Below are 19,101 nucleotides of genomic sequence, written 5' to 3' on the forward strand. Positions count from 1 at the left end.
CAGGATCAAACTCTCCATCGTAAATAATTTGCGTAATCCGAAGATTACAATCTTATAGCCAAGATTTAGTGCTTTATAACTGATATCAATACGTCAAAGAACTGGTTCCTTTTCAGGATGGCGGCTAACCGTTTGTTAGCCCGTTGTTGTTGATTGGGACTGCAAAGGTAGGGGCATTTTTTGCGTTTGTCAATACCTTTGTCAAAAAAAATTAAAATTTTATTCCTGTTGCAAAAATGGATATCCGTAAGCTATTGGTGGTGAGAAGGTTTCCTTTATTGTTCTTGCTGAAATCCAGCGAAATAAATTTAGCAGAGAGCCTGCTTTGTCGTTTGTTCCTGATGCTCTCGCCCCACCAAATGGCTGCTGGCCTACTACCGCCCCTGTTGGTTTATCGTTGATATAAAAGTTACCGGCTGCATTTTCCAGTGCTTTTGTGACCTTTTCAACCACATACCGATCTTTTGAAAAGATAGAGCCTGTTAATGCATATGGGGAGGTTGTGTTGATAATGTTTATCACATCATCAAAAGCCTCATCATTATACACGTATATCGAAAGTACCGGACCAAAGATCTCTTCACACATTGTACGGTAAGATGGATCCTCAACTTTTAAGATTGTTGGCTCAATAAAATAGCCAACGCTGCTATCATAGTGACCACCTGTTATCACCGTTACTGCCGGATTTTGCTTTGCCTCATCAATATAGCCGGCTATTTTTCTAAAGGAGCGTTCATCTATGACAGCATTGATAAAATTTGAAAAATCTTCAGTACCGCCCATTTTTAGCCCTGCCACCTGTTCTTTAAGTTTCGCTTCAATTTCTGGCCATAATGATTCTGGTAAATACGCTCTTGAGGCAGCCGAACATTTCTGCCCCTGGTATTCGAATGCACCACGTAGCAAGCCTGTGACTACTTCGTCCACATTTGCAGATTGATGCACTAAAACAAAGTCTTTCCCACCGGTTTCACCTACGATACGCGGGTATGATTTGTATTTATGTATGTTGGCCCCAATCGTCGACCAAATCTGCTGGAATACCTTTGTGCTGCCTGTAAAGTGAATACCGGCAAACTCAGGATGACTGAAAATAATATCGCCTGCAACCGGCCCATCTACATAAATGAGGTTAATCACTCCATCAGGCAAACCAGCTTTCTGCAATACTTCCATAATCACCTGTGCCGAGTATACCTGCGTATAGGCTGGCTTCCATACGGCAACATTCCCCATTAACGCCGCTGATGTAGGCAGGTTTCCGGCAATTGCTGTGAAATTGAATGGTGTCAATGCAAATACAAATCCTTCCAGCGGACGGTATTCAAGGCGGTTCCAGATACCAGGGGCAGAGTTTGGCTGTTCCTGATAAATCTGCGTCATATAACTCACATTGAACCGCAGGAAATCTATTAATTCACATGCAGAGTCTATCTCAGCCTGATACGCATTTTTTGATTGACCCAGCATGGTTGCCGCATTAATCTTAGCCCGGTATGGACCGGCAATCAGATCGGCTGCTTTTAAAAAGATGGCTGCCCGGCTTTCCCATGACAAATTTGCCCAGCTATCCCGTGCACTCAAAGCAGCCTTAATTGCCTGATGGACGTGAGCAGCCTCTCCTTCATGAAAATAACCCAGTGTATGCTGATGATCGTGTGGCGGAGATAAACGAATTTTATTTCCGGTAAACACCTGCTCACTGCCAATGTACATCGGAATATCAACCTCTTTAGAACGTAATTCTTTGATCGCCTCCTTGAGTGCTTCACGTTCCGGAGAGCCGGGGCGATATTCTTTTACAGGCTCGTTTGCTGGAGTTGGAACTTTACTGATTCCGTAAGACATAATCGAAGTGCTTTTTTTTTCAAATTTAGTATATCCTCCTACTTTTTCATCACACTATCAGCACACCGTTTTGGGCTAATTACTTTTATAAGAGGGCCTTTTGGGTGATTTCCTGTAACTTGCCGACGTTTTCGTTAATCATCATGCAGTTTTACAGTACGAATAATAACTCTTCAAGGGTTTCCACAAAACAAGCACTTTTCCACAGTATGCCTGTGGATAAAGGCCTCTATATGCCTGTGTCGATTCCTTATCAGGATATTTCATTCTTTGATAAGATTGCAGGTGGTTCACTTGCTGATGTTGGCTACGAAATTTGCAAGGCACTTTTTGCAGGTGAAATAGCTGATGCTGACCTTCAGCAAATTACTCATCAGGCTTTTCCGTTTGAAACGCCGGTCGTGGCTCTTGAAGATGGCGCGCTGGGCGTTCTTGAGCTGTTTCACGGACCTTCGCTTGCCTTCAAAGATGTAGGTGCCCGTTTTATGGCCAGTCTGATGTCTTATTTTTCCGGCAAGTCAGATCAGGAGGTCCATATACTCGTTGCTACATCCGGTGATACCGGCGGAGCCGTTGCCATGGGGTTCCATAACGTTCCCGGGGTCAGGGTATCAATCCTGTATCCTACCGGACGTGTAAGCGATTTACAGGAAAAGCAGTTAACCACCCTTGGCGGAAATGTGCAGGCTTTTGAGGTAAAGGGGTCATTTGATGATTGTCAGGCTCTTGTTAAGCAAGCATTTCTGGATACTTCGTTAACGAACCGCATAGCGCTTTCATCGGCTAATTCAATTAACATTTTCCGGTTGATCCCACAAAGCTTTTATTACGTGAGTGCATATGGCCAGTCGAAACGGGTTGGTAAACCAATTGTGTTCTCAACGCCAAGTGGCAATTTCGGAAACTTAAGTGCTGGTATCCTGGCAAGTAAAATGGGCTTACCTGTTCACCATTTTATTGCTTCTACGAACTTAAATCATGTCGTTCCTGACTATTTACACACCGGCACTTATGCCCCTAAAGAGTCAGTAGCAACGATTTCAAATGCCATGGATGTTGGCAGCCCCAGCAATTTTGTGCGCCTTACGCACCTTTATGGTGATCAGTTTGATACGGTTGCAGAACATGTTAAGGGATATTACTTTGACGATCCATCCACTGAAGCCGGAATGCAGCAAATTTACAGTCAGTATGGCTATGTCGCTTGTCCACACACTGCTATCGGCATTATGGGGGCTCAGCAAGATAAAATCAGATCTACTCAGGATGTTTATCATATTGCTTTGGCCACGGCCCATCCGTCTAAATTCAAACCACTTGTTGAGCAGGTGCTGAATATTGACGTTGACGTTCCTGAGCGGCTCGCAGTTTTGGCAACGCGTAAAAAACAATCGTATCTGATTGATCCGGATTACGGAAGTTTCAAAGAAGCATTACTTGCCACTATCTGACAAAAGAGGGCCGGAGATTTAATCCGGCCCTCTTTTATTTTTAGTTTAACACATCTCCTCGCAATGCCCTGAAGCGCTTTCTGGCTTCGGCTCCGTGAATACTGGCCGGATAATCAGTCAGAAGCTTTTGATATAATGCCATTGCTGCCGCTTTGTCTTTCTTACGCTCTTCTATAATTTTTGCTTCCAGAAATAATGCATCATCTCCCAGAATATCCTGTGCATACTGGTTTAGCAATTGTTTCAGATCTTCCAGCCCCTCATCTGTTTTGCCTTGCTTGAGGTATGTATTTGCCCGTAACCAAAGAATTTCATCGGCCAGCATGTGGTTCTGATACTTTTTCAACATTTCTGTCAGGTTATCCACAGCCTCATCTGTTTTGTTCTGAAAGAGCATTAATTCTATAGCAGCATATTCCCGCAAAGCTGTTTCATTACTGTCAAGGCCTGTATTATCCAGAATCAGCAGACTCAGCGATTCGGCGTCATTAGCAATCTCTCTGGATGTTGCCAGCTTGAGGATATCCAGAATGTCTTTGGCTACCGCAAAGTTTCCGCTGTAGTAATGCAGTTTAGCATTTTTTAGCTTTGCTTCATGGCCCAGCGGTTCTTCTTTCTGTGATTTCTCTACTTGTGCATATAGCAGCGTAGCCTCCCAAGGTTCTGCTTTTAACAGATAAACATCTCCCTTGTCGATTTTACAGCGATCAATAAAGTTTTTATCGCCTTTGCTTAAGTTGATTGCCAGATCCAGCACGGTTAATGCCGTATCTTTTTCATCCAGGTAATTGGCATATAAGTTTGCCGTACTGCGTAATGCTTCAAGCGTTTTGGCGCTTGTCCCTACTTCCTGAAGCATTTTCTGGTAGTCGGTTATTAATTTCCTGATTTCTGATTTATCAACAGGGTATGTGTTCTTCACTTGCTCTTCACGGGCGTTTATGACCATCCGCCGTGCAAAGGCATATAACTGTCCTTGTGGATAAGTTGTGGCTACATAGTCAAACGCATCTGCAGCCGTTTTGTATTCTTTGTTATTGAGCGCAATTACTCCCAGGTCATATACACGGCTTCCACTTAGCTTCAATCGTTTATCAGTCGCCTTTTCCTGCAATAGCGCACGGCTGAACTTCTGTTTCTGTACAAAATACCAGGTTAAGAGTTCGCTATGCCCTAATTCCATCGGCTCTTGTTGGATTCGGCTGTAAAGTACTTTTTCCAACAACTCTTCTTCTTTGGTGTTGATAAGTCCCTGCAAGCCTGCTAGAACAACCTCTTTTTTATCAATTTGCCGGTTCAGGGATATTAATTCATTAATCCACTTTTCTGTCTGGCCGGTTCCCTTGTAGAGCCTGGCTAGCTCTTCACTGTAGGCATTCGGTGTCCCACTTTGTATCCGCGCCATTTCGAGTGCCTTGATAGCCCACCGGCTTTCTCCGATGTCGTTAAACGCGATAGTAACCTGCTCGAGCTTCGCCTGCGATTTTTTGGCCAGATCCAGACCTGCCTGAAAATGTTTTTGCGTTTCTGTTGTGTCTCCCTGTTGGTTGTATACCATCCCGGTTAACACTTCAAAGATTGGCGCGTTCACGTCGTCTGAACGCGTTTGCTTTTTCAAAAACTTCAAGGCTTCATCTTCCCGTTTAGTTTTCAACAAACTATTCACATAACGAAACCCCACAGGCCAGCTGGTTTTCTCTTTCAAGACCTTTGCGTATTCAGCAGCAGCTTTTGTATACTCCTCCTTTTTGTAATACTCATTCGCCAGCTCATCTGACACAGACTGCCCTGCTGCGACACCACTCACAAGCATCAACAACCCTAACAAATTATTAACAACCCTATTTTTCATTTTATAAATATCTTTTTTAAAGAACATTATTATAAGATTTAGCTGTGTGGAAATGTGTATTACCAGACTATGCACACATTATACACATTTAACAAATAGTAATCAACATAGTTATCCCCTTTTTGCACATTACCTATCCACGTGTAATCGCTTGTTTTAAAGTGAATTAACATGTTGTCCACATTTAGGTGAAATGTTTATGCACAAATCCACCAAGTCAAAACATCCACAGGACGACTATGCGTATAACGTGTGTCTTCTATGTTTATGACATGTAGTTTTTCCTGAAACCTGAATGTGGATAAGTCTGAAAGTGAATATCTATACAGTTATTCACATTCTGTCGGCTGGTGAGCTGATAGTTATCCACAGGGTTTATGGAGTTATTCACAGCCTTGTCCACAAAAAACTTTCACTTTTTTAATTTTACATTGACCTTTTATCCAGACGACTGAAAACGCTCGTACCCCTGTGGATTACCATACAGAAAACTAGTTAAACCGGCTTAATACTATTGATGGCGAAAGATGTAAATCACGCTGGAATAATTTCCGGAGTTGCGGGCAGACAGGTTAGATTTCAGGCCTTGTATAAAACTTTCTACCAGATTCGTTCGCCCATCCCGATACTTAGTGCTGAGCATGGCAATGTAAAACGAATCGAAGTACATGGGCTGCTGGTCTTTTAACGTAAGGGAGTGCGTTGCCATTAGTCGTTTAATAGTAGCGGGTGTAAAATGATGCAGGTGTCTCGGTACATCATAAGCCGCCCAATACTGCTTGTAATGTATTGCGTCAGCAGATACATTGTTCGGAACCGCAATAAGTAATGTGCCTTCGGGCTTCAATAATTGCTTAAGCTTATAAGCTACCTGATCAAGTTCTGCGACATGTTCGAGAACATGCCACAACGTGATAACATCATACTTTTTATCCGGATCAAATTCCTGCAAGCTCTCCCCTATCCTACTGTTTAATCTCTCCGATGCGATTTTCCGGGCATCAGAGTCGGGTTCCATTCCCTGAATGACCCATCCACGTTTACTACATGCTTCTAAAAAACTACCTGTACCGCACCCAATGTCCAGAATACTTCCCGTTCCTTTATTTAAGTCATTGATCAGATTCACTTTTCCTTTCAGCGTGTACTGACGAACTGTCCGGTATAGAAAGTTGATAAATCCCTTACTCTCGTCATTGTGCGAAACATATTGTTCAGATTTGTAAAACTGTCCTATTGAATGCTGATCTGGTCTGGGATTAGTGAATCGAAAGCTGCATTCCGTACATTCCTGAATGGTAAAATCAGACTGGCTAACCAGATAATCTTTGCAAGTGAGAAAATGGCTGAGTTGGCTTGATCCGCAAACCGGACAGGCGGTTAAAGTTTCTGTACTCATAAAAAAGTTAAATCAATATGTTACAAAAATCCCCTGATAACAGGTATAATGCTGTCATCAGGGGAATATTCTTTTTTATACTATCGGCCCAGGTAAACCAGAAGAATTGAAATATCAGACGGGCTTACACCACTTATCCGCATTGCCTGACCGATGGTAGCCGGCCGCAACCGTTTTAGTTTATCACGTCCTTCAAACGAAAGCGCGTGTATACGATCGTAGTCAAATGCCGGATTTATTTCCAGACCTTCCCAGCGGGTGATCTTTTCGGCATTCAGCCTTTCGCGATTCAGGTAGTCTTCATACTTAATTTCAATAGCTACCTGTTCAACGGCTTTTTGGGGGATTTCTGTATAATATTGGTTTTCCGGTAACCATTTCAACAACTCAGCAACGTCATCAAAGCCGATCTCCGGCCGTTTAATCAGCGTATATAACGGGCTTTTTTCGCGTATAGCGGCACTGCTTTTTTCGGTCAGCCATGAATTAATTTCATCAGGTTTGACTTTAGTCGCTTTAACATCATCGATCAGACTAGCGACCAGGGCTCGTTTGGCTTGTAGTTTCTGATAACGTTCTTCACTTGCCAGCCCGATTGAATAACCTTTTTCTGTAAGCCGCAAATCTGCATTATCCTGTCGTAAAAGCGTTCTGTATTCGGCTCTCGACGTAAACATGCGATATGGCTCTTCTGTGCCTTTGGTAATCAGGTCATCAATCAGTACACCAATATATCCTTCAGACCGTGAAATGGTGAACGGATCTTTTTCCACTACATTCTGATGTGCATTTATACCGGCAATCAGTCCCTGACAAGCAGCTTCTTCGTACCCGGTTGTTCCGTTTATCTGACCTGCAAAGAAAAGATTATGGACTAGTTTAGTTTCAAGCGTATTGCTTAACTGCGTCGGTGGAAAGAAATCATATTCCACAGCGTAACCGGGCCTGAACATTTTCACCTGTTCAAAACCGGCGATTTTACGCAGCGCTTCGTATTGGACGTCTTCCGGTAAAGAGGTTGAAAAACCATTTACATAGACTTCGACAGTATCCCAACCTTCTGGTTCAACGAAAATCTGGTGCCGGTCTTTATCTGCAAAACGATTGATTTTATCTTCAATGGACGGACAATATCTGGGACCAAGGCCTTTTATCCGGCCTGTAAACATCGGAGATTTTTCAAATCCGGTTTTAAGTATATCGTGAACATGCTGATCGGTATATGTAATCCAGCAACTACGCTGCTTGGTTAACGCCGGTGTATCCATATACGAAAACTTGTCCGGATCTTCATCGCCTTTTTGCTCTTCCATAGCGGCATAGTTAAGGCTCCGGCCATCGACCCGTGGAGGTGTTCCTGTTTTCATCCGGCCTGATTCAAAACCAAGACTAATCAATTGCTCTGTCAAACCTGTGGCTGCTTTTTCTGCCGTCCGGCCTCCGCCAAAGATTTTTTCACCAATGAAAATCCGTCCGTTGAGGAACGTTCCGTTTGTTAATACAACTGCTTTAGCGTGGAACGTAATGCCCATACTTGTTTTAACGCCCGTTACCTGATCGTTCTCAACAAGGATTTCATTTACGGTATCCTGCCAGAAATCAACGTTTTTATTTTGTTCCAGCGTCATCCGCCATTCATTGGCAAACAGCATCCGGTCACTTTGGCAACGCGGGCTCCACATAGCAGGTCCCTTCGACCGGTTCAGCATTCTGAACTGTATCATGCTTTTATCACTGATGATGCCAGACATACCACCCAGCGCATCAACCTCCCGAACAATTTGCCCTTTAGCTACTCCCCCCATTGCAGGATTACATGACATCTGGGCTATCGTTTGCATATTCATAGTAATGAGCAAAACTTTTGAACCCATTACCCCTGCTGCATGCGCTGCCTCACATCCTGCGTGCCCTGCACCTACTACTATGATATCGTATGAAGCGAACATTTTTGCGGTTTTTGTAAAATGTTTCACGTGGAAACTTTTACAAAGTTGGTGAATTCATAGAAATTAAAAGAACTATTCTGGAACAATAGCCATAAAAAAAAGGTGCCACTGCTTAGGTGACACCTCATGAAAAAAGCTAATGATCAATTACTTAGATACTTTTTGTAAATACTGATTAGCTTCTTTCTTATAAAAAGAATTATAATTAGGGGTAACAGACCGTAAAACCTCGACCTGTTTTACCTGTTGTTTATTCGTTAGCGAGTCAAAAAACGGAGGTGTGCTTCGTTTAGCTGATTTTGCGGTCTCTGCCTGACGCTTAGGGTCTTCTTCCTGCTGCTTCAGTGCCTTTTCAGATTCAAGTAAACGAACCATGATTTCGTTCTGGCGATTAATCGTATTCTGATTGACGCGTTTATTCACAAGATCGGTTTCTGTCTCGTCCATTTTTTCCATTAGCTCATTAACCTGCTTTTCCATCTGCTTGCCAGCCTCAGTACCTTTGCTCTTCTCCTGAAGTTGTTTAAGCATATTCCGGATCATGGCTTGTTCCGCAGCTAAACGCGAAAGCTCTTCTGATAAAGCTCTGCCAGACTGCCCGCCCTGCTGCATTTTCTGCATTTTACCGTTCAGTTGTTTCTGCATCTCTCCCATGTTGCCATCAGGTTTCTGGCCTTTTTTGCCTTTTCCGCTGGCACCAGGCATAGCCATGGCATTCATCTGCTGCTGCATATTTTTCAATGCATCACTCAGCATCAAGGATAAATTGTTCATGGATGTCATTGCATACTGTTGCTTGGAGGCGGCCTGATTCAGCCGACGTTCACGAATCTGTAGCACACTTTCATCCATATAGCCTTTCATATTATTTACCTCACGGGTCACGAAGGACTGGATTTGCACAACACGACTGGCAAGCGAATTCAAACTATCTTCGATTACTTTGGCGTCATCCTGTAATTTGAGTTGCTCCTGTGATAACTTAATAACACGTGGATCCTGCAAGGTCATACCCTTAAAATCCTTCATGATTCGTTCTTGAGAGAACGAGAGTGTGATGAGGTTTTCCAGAATGTTACGCAGATCATCAATATTTTCCTGAGCTTCTTCCATTTCAGCTGACTCCATCGCTTCCTGCATCTGCTGCTTCATTTTTCGCATTGCCTTAGCTGTTTTGCTTTGCGATGACGATGCATTCTTACTCTTTTTCTGATTCAGTTGTTGCTTTGCATCCTGCATTTGCTGCTCAATGTCCTGCTGTTCATCCTGCTGCTGATCCGGCATTTTAAGATTATCTTTCTCGGCCTGTTTCTGAATTTCTTTAAGCTGCTCCTGAAGCTTCTTAAAGTCTTCCATGGCCTTCTCCTGATCTTTCTTTTGCTGCTCCAGATCGTTTCCGTCCTGCTTATCTTGTTTTCCGTCCTGCTTATCCTGCTTTCCGTCTTGCTTATCCTGCTTTCCGTCTTGCTTATCCTGCTTTCCGTCTTGCTTATCCTGCTTTCCGTCCTTGTTATTTTCCTGAGCTTCTTTCTCCTGTTGTTGTGCCTGTTTTTCCAGCTCTTCCAGCGTGTTTGAAATTTTCTGTTCCAACTGCATTTGTTTGAATAACTTAAGCGCACGCTCTAAATCACGCTCCATATTCCGCTCCTTACGACTCAGGCGATCCAGCATCTCAGATGCTTTATCATCTTGCTTACGTTCCAGAAGCTGCTTTAGCTCATCATATAATTTTTTCGACTCAGGGTCCAGCAGCTCGTTAAAAAGCTTTTGCAGTTGCTGCATTTTTTCCTGCAGCTGCTGGTCTTTCTGGTTAAAGCGTTGCTGTGTATCGTTCGTTTTCTGAAATTGCTCCTGTAGTTGCTGAATTTCTTTCAAAAGTTCTTCCCGTTTTTGAAGAACTTCATTCAACTGTTTCTTGTCCTGAAAATCGGATGTCTTCTTTGTCCGTAAACGATCTTCCATCTGATTCAGCTCTTTCTTGATATTCTGCGTTTTGCTCAGCGCCTCATCAATCTGCTGTTCTGTCTTCTTAGCAGATTCATCAATCTGCTTCTGAACTTCGCGGTTCGATGGAATGGCAAAGTTTAACGGATTAGAACGTGCTGATTTAGGGCCGTTAACGCCGTCGTTATCCCAAACCTGAACAAAGTATTCAATACGATCTTCCTGCCCCAACTGCAGACTATCGAGATACCAGTTATAGGAATAGTTCTGCGACGTTGTATTCTTGTTAACAGGAATATCCTTTGAAAACATCGGCGAAAATTTTCCACCCTTCTGAATACGGTAATTGAGCTTTAGCTTCGTAAACCCATAGTCATCTGAAATTAACCCGGATAGAGCAATGTAATTATAAGTCACTGTATCCTGTATCCGCTCAACGGATATGGTTGGAATCCGGTCCGGTATTACCTGAATATTATACTGAATGTTGGAGGGAGTTGCCACCTCTTTATTCTTCAGGGAAACTGTGTATACCGCATTTTGCATTACGCGTCGGGAAATCGCAAACTCATTGGTTTCTGCAGATTTACTCCAGGCAATCGCGGATTCTGTGTTAAATCGTAAGCCTAACGAATCTGTATGATCGGCGGTAAAATTCCAGTCAATTACCGTTCCCTGAGGAACCAGCAGGTTGCCTACATTTGATAACTGCTCCGCAGGTTTATTAAGATAGGCAGGATAAGTAAGCTTAACGTCAAAGTTCAATACCGACGGGCGGTCAATCAGCGATAGTGTGTACTGATCGGAATTAAACCCTGACGCTTCCAGATGAAAGTCAAGATCACGCTGCACATTATCAAATGTATATTGATAAAGCCCGTTTGATTGGTCTAGTTTAAACCGTGTCCCGTTGGCAACCAGATAAACAGATTGTGGCAGTGCATCACCGGTTAACTTAACCGTAAGCGGGAAATCTTCATTACGAAATGCTTTCAGCGATTTATTCTGAATGACAAACTTAAACGGCGCTTCCTCAGCAAATTCTTTATTGTAGTTAACAATCCGTGCCGATGGTTTTGAAAAGAATGCCGGGTTCACCAGAAAAATAAACAGAATCAGCGCAAGTGGCGGAACCGCATACTTCAAAAACTGCCGGTTTTTATCAATTTGAATCGCATTAGCAAACCGGTTAATCAGCAGTTGTTGAGAACGTTGCTGCAAACTAGCCTGTAGAAGGTCACTCTCGGAAAGACTGATCCTGCGAAGCTGAAGCGTATTCAGTAGCTTATCGCCCACTTCAGGAAAGAAACGGCCAATCTGTGCTGCTGCTTCATCATCCGTAAGCGATTTACGAAGGCCATATAAGCTTAGTAAGGGCTTAATGATAAAAATAAAAAGGCTGGCTAAACTCGTCAGTACAAAAGAAAAGAATAAGATACCACGGCCCGCTGAACTAAACCGTCCGACAAATTCGGCAGTATTAATCAACAGGTATAAGGTGCCTAAAATGGCAAAGAAGAATAGACTCCCTTTTACCAACTGATTTAAGTAAAAGCGTTTTTTATATTCTTCGAGCCGTTGCAGCAGAATATTGTATGATTCCATATAGAAAAACGGTTGTCAAAGGTGTATCGATAAATGCTGTTTAGATTAGCTGATGATGTTCGAAGTATAAAATCACATGCTCCTTTAAAAAAACTTCCTGTTCTGATAGATCATGTCGGGGAACAGGCTTTTGCAATGAGTACTGCGGCCATCCGTCCAGATCAAATCCATCAAACCGGTAATAGCCCCGAAGGCTGAGTACACTGCACGTTGCTATGTGAAGGAGATCTTGCTTTTGCTCTTTGGTAAAGCGCTTAGGACCACGGCCAAGCTCCTGCATGCCTATTAAAAATAAGACACTGTTAAGATCTGCCGGACGCTTGCCGATAAATTTTTCCAGCTGCCCTATCAAATTCTCCCAATTTGCGTCTAATGCTTTAGCCGTCAGTTCTTCTGATGTATCCATAGACTCTCTAAGTTACAACATATAAGTTAATTAATAACGAATATTTTGTATGATTCGATTACTACGCCAGGCACTAATTGATTTTGTTGACCTGCTACTGCCACGTTCATGTCTTGCTTGTCTAAAGACGCTGGAAACAAGCGAAGCGTTGCTTTGTACATCATGCCGCTTGCATTTACCTGAAACAAACCTGCATGTTGTTCCTTCTGTTATAACAAAGTTTACGGGCAAAGTGCCGGTCGATTTTTCAGTATCTTATTTACATTTCACTAAAGGAGGTATTGCGCAAAAACTGATCCACCAGATTAAGTACCGGGGAAAAAAAGAAGCTGCCCGGCAGTTAGGTTACTGGTACGGAAAGGTCCTGAAAAGTGAATCGGATCTGATTCGGGAAAGTGATTTATTAATAGGAGTTCCGCTGCATACGAGCCGTTTAAAACAACGGGGATATAATCAGGCAGACTGGATTGCAGAGGGCTTATCAGAGGCCTTGCATATACCTTTTTCTACGGATTTGCTGAAACGGCATGCGTTTCAGGGATCTCAGACAAAAAAGAGTAAGGTAGAGCGGTGGGAGAACGTACGGTCTGTTTTTTCGGTAGCCGCCAATAACAGACTTTCGGGGCAACGGGTTATTCTGGTCGATGATGTACTGACCACGGGGGCAACCCTGGAAGCGTGTGCGCATACCTTGTTAGAGGCAGGATGTTCTTCGGTTGCTGTCATTACCTTAGCTGTGACAAAATAAAAGCGGCCGCTCTTATTCAGAACGGCCGCTTTTTATTTTATTAATCAGTTATTTATTACGCCCCAGACCGATCATGGCACAACGGAAGCCAATTGCGGCGGTTGCAGAATCCTGATCGAGGAAACGGCGTGTACCTGGTGAAAGCCAGTAAGCTACGTCATTCCATGATCCGCCTTTGTAAACACGAAGCTTATCATTTACCAGTGATTCTTTGGCATTATAGTTTTTAGCATCATCTAAATAACCGTTCCGGCGGATCGGGTTCAAATCGCTTACGTCCTGATAAGACAGCGGACGATAAACGTCATATACCCACTCATTTACGTTACCAGCCATATTATAAAGACCAAAATCATTGGCCGGATACTCCCATATCTCAGCTGTAATGATAGCTTTATCGTTAGAGCGGCCTGCAATACCAGCGTAGTCACCGCGGCCACGCTTGAAGTTAGCAAGCATCTGGCCTTGCTTACGCCCTTTTTTAGGATTACGGACAGATGAACCATCCCACGGATAGATACGCTGGTTTGCCTGATTTTCGTCAACATACTGCGTACCTATCATGGCTTTCGCTGCATATTCCCACTCGGCTTCTGTTGGCAAACGATATTCTGGTAATACTAAACCACTTTCAATACCCGGACGAGCTGATGATGTTGACGCTTCAGCAACAGCTGCCGCGGCGGCATCATCTTTCTTCGATTTACGCTTCAGCGAGAATCCTCCTCCTTTTTTCTTTGTGCTGGTACCACCTTTAGCTAACTCTGCATTAACAGCATTTGTCCGCCATGCAGCATAGTCATTGGCCTGAACCCATGAAACACCAACAACAGGATAATAACGGAAAGCAGGATAACGCAGATATTGGGTAACATAAGAGTCGTTAAACGAGAGCGGATTAGCCCAGACAGTTGTATCCGGCAGGGCTGCACGAACTACTTCCTCCGAGGAATCACGCTTAAGTGCATCCAGATATTCTAAGTAGTGAACGTTTGCCATTTCTGTCTCGTCCATGTAGAATGACTGTACGCTGACTGTACGCTCGCGGTTATCACGCGTGTTCATGACGTCCTCTTCCAAAGCACCCATTGTAAAACGGCCACCCTCGATGAAAACCAGGTTCGGACCACCATTCGGTGCTTTGAAGGATTTTACCTGAAAACCTTCTTTCTGGTTGTATGCTATACCCGTAGCCGTACTCTTCTTCCCTGGCTTCACGCTGGTCGGGTGTTTTTGTTTACTACAAGCTGCTAGTGCCAAGGTAGCCAGCAGGACATAAGCCGCTCGTTGCAAGTGATACGTTTTAATCATCGCTGTATCTGTGTAAGTCGGAATTGCAAAAGTATGTAATATTGATAACTAATCCGTTAATGCTGTCAGCACTTCATCCATTTGTACGACCGAAGAAACGTTGCTATGCGTAAAAATCAGCCGGTTTTTGACGTCTTTCAGCGAGCACTTGAGTGGATTCAGTTTGATGTAATCAATAACTTTGCCAAACTGCTCTGACTGAAAGAAACGTTCCGCCGTTCCGGAACCATTCTCGGAAGAAACGAAGTACCCCTTCAGGATATTATTCTTCAGGGTTAGTTTTTCGAGGTAAAGGCTTTCGGCTTTCCACCTAATGTTCACCATCTTAATCAGGTTTTCAACTTCTTCCGGCAGCGGTCCGAACCGATCCTCAACTTCTTTGCGGAAGGCAGCCAGTTCTTCCTGATTCCGGATATTATCTAACCGAGTATATAACGACAAACGCTCCGATATATTCGATACGTATTTTTCAGGAATCACAACCTGTAAATCGGTTTCGATAACGGTATCCGGAACGGCCGCCTTAAATGGATTTGAATCTGGTAAAAATAGGTCTTTAAACTCGTTTTCACGCAGTTCCTGTACGGCCTCATCAAGAATTTTGTGATACATTTCGTAGCCCAGATCGTTGATAAATCCGCTTTGTTCGGCTCCAAGCAGGTTTCCGGCCCCGCGGATATCAAGATCACGCATGGCAATTTTGAACCCTTCCCCTAGATCAGAAAAGTCTTCCAGCGTTTGCAGGCGCTTGCGGGCATCCGATGTCAGTGATGACTGCGGAGGAGTCAGCAGATAACAGAAGGCCTTTCGGTTGGAACGCCCTACCCTACCCCGCATCTGATGGAGATCCGACATCCCGAACATATGGGCTGTATTAATCAGAATAGTATTGGCGTTAGGAATATCCAGGCCCGACTCGATAATATTCGTCGATACCAGTACATCATAATCACCTTCTATGAATCGGGTCATGACCTTTTCCAGCTTCTCTCCTTCCATTTGACCATGTGCCACACACACGCGGGCATCCGGAACCAGCCGTAAAATCAGATTCCCGATTGATTCAATATCGCCTACCCGATTGTGTACAAAAAAGACTTGTCCGCCACGGCGCAATTCGTAACTGATAGCATCCCGCACGACGGTTTCGCTAAATGTATGCACTTCTGTAGTAACCGGCTGACGGTTAGGCGGCGGCGTGGCAATGACAGACAAGTCGCGGGCACCCATCAGCGAGAAGTGCAGTGTTCTAGGAATTGGGGTGGCCGTCAGCGTCAGAACATCCACTTCTACCCGCATTTCTTTGAGCCGGTCCTTTGTTTTTACACCAAATTTCTGCTCTTCATCAATAATAAGCAGGCCCAGGTCCTTAAACTTAATGTCTTTATTGACAATGCGGTGTGTCCCGATCAGAATGCCGATTTGGCCATTGGCCGTTTCTTTCAGAATGTCTTTGATCTGACCTGCTGTACGAAACCGGTTGATATACTCAATCTTAACCGGAAAATCAGACAGACGTTCGGAAAACGTCCGGTAATGCTGCATCGCCAGAATCGTAGTCGGCACCAGAACGGCTACCTGTTTATTATCAGAAACGGCTTTAAACGCTGCCCGTATAGCTACTTCGGTTTTACCAAAACCAACGTCACCGCATACCAGCCTGTCCATCGGATGTGGTTGCTCCATATCGACCTTGACATCGGCGGTTGCTTTGGCCTGATCCGGCGTATCTTCGTAAATAAACGAAGATTCGAGTTCGGCCTGCAGGAAACTGTCGCGGCTAAATGCATAGCCCGGCGCCTGCCGACGTTTGGCATAGAGCGAAATAAGCTCCTTCGCAATATCTTTTACCTGCTTCTTAACCCGTGATTTTTTGAGCTCCCATTCCTGCGAACCCAGTTTACTCATCGTCGGCGGACCACCTTCCTTGCCACTATACTTGGCAATTTTGTGTAAGCTATGAATACTGACCAGCAGAACGTCATTATCCCGGTAGATAAGCCGGATCGCTTCCTGCATTTTACCGCCGACGTCTACTTTTTCCAGGCCGGCAAAACGCCCTATCCCATGATCAATATGCGTCACATAATCACCAGGTTGCAGCGTTTTTAATTCTCTGAGCGTGAGTGCCTTTGATTTTGAGAATTTGTCCTGAACCCGATATTTGAAATACCGGTCGAAAATCTGATGATCGGTGAAGCAGGCTATTTTAAGGGATTCATCAATAAAGCCTTCACGCAGCCCGATATTCAGCGGCTGAAATTTGACAAACGGATCCAATTCATCAAAAATGGTCCGCAAGCGCTCCAGTTGCTTGAATGATTCAGCGGCTATGATGTTGGTGAATCCTTTTGACTGATTTTCTGCCAGATTTTCAACAAGGCGCTTAAAGTCTTTATTGAATGATGGCTGGGCTTTGGCCTGATAAAGCTGCCTGGTATCGGTTTTAAAATAAAACTTACGCCCAAACTCAACCGTCGTAAATTGTTTCAGTTGATTAAGGAGGGAACGGCGCGTTTCAAAAAGCTGATTCGGATCAGAAACGACTTTTATACCACCACTGCCCGCCAATACCGCTTCGAAACTTTGTTCTGCTTTTTCGAAGCACTTATCCACAATATCCAGGGCGAAATCCACATCTCTGAGCCAGACATACGTGTTTTCCGGTAGAAAATCGAAGAAGGGTTCCCGGCTTTCCTGAATCAGTTTGGTCTGAATGTTGGGAATAATGTTGATAAAGTCGACACTGGTTGTGGATAACTGTGTTTCCGGGTTGAAAAAGCGGATGCTTTCTACTTCATCGTCAAACAGATCAATCCGGACCGGAAACTCGGTAGCAAACGAAAAAACGTCGATAATGCCACCTCTTAACGAAAACTGTCCTGCTTCATAAACGAAATCCGTTTTTTCAAATTCGTAATCCTGCAAAAGTTCGGAAACGAAATTCGTATCCAGCCGGTCTCCGACACGGATCGTCAACGTGTTTGCCTGAAGAGATCGTTTGTTAATTACCTTTTCAGATAATGCCTCCGGATAAGTAACAATAAGGAGGTTTTGTTTGGCTGTTGCATTAAGTTTATTCAGTACTTCGGCCCGCATCAATACGTTTGCATTTTCAACTTCTTCGTACTGATAAGGCTTTTTATAAGACATGGGAAAGAGCAGAACGTCTTTTCCGGTCAGGTTTTGTAAGTCGTTATAAAAGTAAGAAGCTTCGTCGCGGTCATTTAAGATAAAAAGCTGATTTCCAGTAGTAAGTCTGGCAATAGCTGAGGCAAGGACGGCATCAATACTACCGACTAATCCCTTAATCTGTAACCGCATGGGCTCACCGGGAGGATGTATCAGCGGTTCGGCAAGTAGCTGAATGAAGCTGTCATCAGCATAAAGCCCAATTAATTCTTCCGGTTTCAAAATACCTTTAGTTAATGTGATAACGAACGCACAAAAAGCCGCGGAGACGCAATCTACGCGGCAAAAAGTTAACCGATATTACAGAGAAATGTTGTTCAGAACAGATTTCCCTGAATAACTTGAGGTTGTAAAGTTGGCTCTTTTAAGGTTAGCCCACAATGTTTGTTTAATTCACGGATCCAGTATCGGATCAATTCAGGAGCAGTATCGTTATTATCGCCTCCGCCATGAACGAAAATGTAGGCTGTCTGCAAGCCTTTGTCGAGCCAGGTTTTTAACCGCTGAATCCAGGCATCAGTTCGGGTATAGTCAGATTCATGGCCTTCATTGGCAATAAAGCGTAAGGTCAGAACAGGACTGCTCAGCCCCATATGCAGCACATCGCGCCGGCCGGCGACATCAGTAATGACCACATGCCGGTGTAAGCCATGTAGCTTTTCAAGGGTATGTTGCCAGACCTCCGAACGTTTAAACCAATCGGGATGTCTGAACTCGACGGCTACATTTAATTCGTCAGGCAGACTTTTCAGGTAGCTTTCAAGAACGGGCCATTTATCAGGTGAAAACGTTGGCGGGAGCTGTAAAAACGACATGCCCAGAAACTCTTCAAGGGATAAAATCGCACTGACAAATTCTTCGGTAATAAATTCAGTAGCGAGCAGCATGCGTTCATGACTGATCGTCTGCGGGAATTTAGGACAAAATGTAAATCCGGACCGGAAGGGTGAAGTACGGGCCTCGGTTTTCCACTTGTCGATCATGCTTTCCGTCGGAATCTGATAATGAGTGAGATTGAGCTCAATTGTATTAAACTGCTGCACATAATGGTGTAAAAAATCCTTCTCTTTAGCCGTAGAGGGATAAATTTTACCGACATATTGCTTATTGGCCCAAACCGGGCCACCTATAAAAATTTCAGGATGACTGGTTCGCTCGACAGCCGTCCAGATTCTGGCATTAAAAGCCGGTCCGGGCGGAAGTACGGGGTTTATGGCGTCCAGATTAGTGGTTTTTCCAAATTCCATAGCAGCGGAGAGGTTACCGGTTGTTTTTACAGAACAACAAACCCTTAACTGAAAAAGTTGAAAATAGTTGTTTTTCAGCACAATAACCTCTATATTTGCACTCCCGTTTTTGGGCGGGAACAGATTGCCCTTAGCAATTAATTCGA

At 43.9% G+C, this 19,101-nt stretch carries 11 protein-coding genes; 2 read left to right on the forward strand and 9 right to left on the reverse strand.

Features of this window, described 5'->3' with window-relative positions:
• Positions 1-219 precede the first annotated feature (219 nt).
• Positions 220-1,851: an L-glutamate gamma-semialdehyde dehydrogenase gene (pruA, locus tag BLX24_RS20635; protein ID WP_071505103.1), complete on the reverse strand. Its 1,632-nt coding sequence runs from the start codon at positions 1,849-1,851 to the stop codon at positions 220-222.
• Positions 1,852-1,994: 143 nt separating this feature from the next.
• On the opposite strand from pruA, the gene thrC reads away from it, so the two are divergent.
• The gene (gene thrC, locus BLX24_RS20640; RefSeq protein ID WP_071505104.1) at positions 1,995-3,302 is read left to right on the forward strand and encodes a threonine synthase; all 1,308 of its coding nucleotides are present in this window, start codon (positions 1,995-1,997) and stop codon (positions 3,300-3,302) included.
• Positions 3,303-3,342: 40 nt separating this feature from the next.
• Here the strand turns inward: thrC and BLX24_RS20645 are convergent, their stop codons facing one another.
• The 5 genes from BLX24_RS20645 to BLX24_RS20665 all read right to left on the reverse strand — a co-directional run bounded on the left by BLX24_RS20645 (position 3,343) and on the right by BLX24_RS20665 (position 12,457).
• Positions 3,343-5,181 (reverse strand): tetratricopeptide repeat protein, encoded by a 1,839-nt coding sequence (locus tag BLX24_RS20645; protein ID WP_229201857.1) that lies wholly within the window; start codon positions 5,179-5,181, stop codon positions 3,343-3,345.
• A 484-nt stretch (positions 5,182-5,665) separates the two neighbouring features.
• Positions 5,666-6,553 (reverse strand): class I SAM-dependent methyltransferase, encoded by an 888-nt coding sequence (locus BLX24_RS20650; RefSeq protein WP_071505105.1) that lies wholly within the window; start codon positions 6,551-6,553, stop codon positions 5,666-5,668.
• Positions 6,554-6,633: 80 nt separating this feature from the next.
• Positions 6,634-8,502 carry a tRNA uridine-5-carboxymethylaminomethyl(34) synthesis enzyme MnmG gene (gene mnmG, locus BLX24_RS20655; protein WP_071505185.1) on the reverse strand — a complete coding sequence of 623 codons (1,869 nt, stop codon included), beginning with the start codon at positions 8,500-8,502 and terminating at the stop codon, positions 6,634-6,636.
• Between the two features lie 147 nt (positions 8,503-8,649).
• Positions 8,650-12,051, reverse strand: coding sequence for a DUF4175 family protein (locus BLX24_RS20660; RefSeq protein ID WP_071505106.1), 3,402 nt, complete (start codon positions 12,049-12,051; stop codon positions 8,650-8,652).
• 40 nt (positions 12,052-12,091) lie between these two features.
• Positions 12,092-12,457, reverse strand: a complete 366-nt coding sequence (locus tag BLX24_RS20665) for a hypothetical protein (protein ID WP_071505107.1) — start codon at positions 12,455-12,457, stop codon at positions 12,092-12,094.
• 49 nt (positions 12,458-12,506) lie between these two features.
• On the opposite strand from BLX24_RS20665, the gene BLX24_RS20670 reads away from it, so the two are divergent.
• Positions 12,507-13,205 carry a ComF family protein gene (locus BLX24_RS20670; protein ID WP_071505108.1) on the forward strand — a complete coding sequence of 233 codons (699 nt, stop codon included), beginning with the start codon at positions 12,507-12,509 and terminating at the stop codon, positions 13,203-13,205.
• A gap of 48 nt (positions 13,206-13,253) precedes the next feature.
• Here the strand turns inward: BLX24_RS20670 and BLX24_RS20675 are convergent, their stop codons facing one another.
• The 3 genes from BLX24_RS20675 to BLX24_RS20685 all read right to left on the reverse strand — a co-directional run bounded on the left by BLX24_RS20675 (position 13,254) and on the right by BLX24_RS20685 (position 18,955).
• Positions 13,254-14,516, reverse strand: a complete 1,263-nt coding sequence (locus tag BLX24_RS20675; RefSeq protein ID WP_071505109.1) for an SUMF1/EgtB/PvdO family nonheme iron enzyme — start codon at positions 14,514-14,516, stop codon at positions 13,254-13,256.
• Between the two features lie 48 nt (positions 14,517-14,564).
• Positions 14,565-17,930, reverse strand: a complete 3,366-nt coding sequence (mfd, locus tag BLX24_RS20680; RefSeq protein ID WP_071505110.1) for a transcription-repair coupling factor — start codon at positions 17,928-17,930, stop codon at positions 14,565-14,567.
• A gap of 95 nt (positions 17,931-18,025) precedes the next feature.
• A complete protein-coding gene (locus BLX24_RS20685; RefSeq protein WP_071505186.1) occupies positions 18,026-18,955 on the reverse strand; it encodes a DUF72 domain-containing protein in 930 nt (309 codons plus the stop codon).
• Positions 18,956-19,101: the final 146 nt, after the last annotated feature.

This window comes from Arsenicibacter rosenii (genome assembly GCF_001870735.1).
Classification (GTDB): domain Bacteria; phylum Bacteroidota; class Bacteroidia; order Cytophagales; family Spirosomataceae; genus Arsenicibacter; species Arsenicibacter rosenii.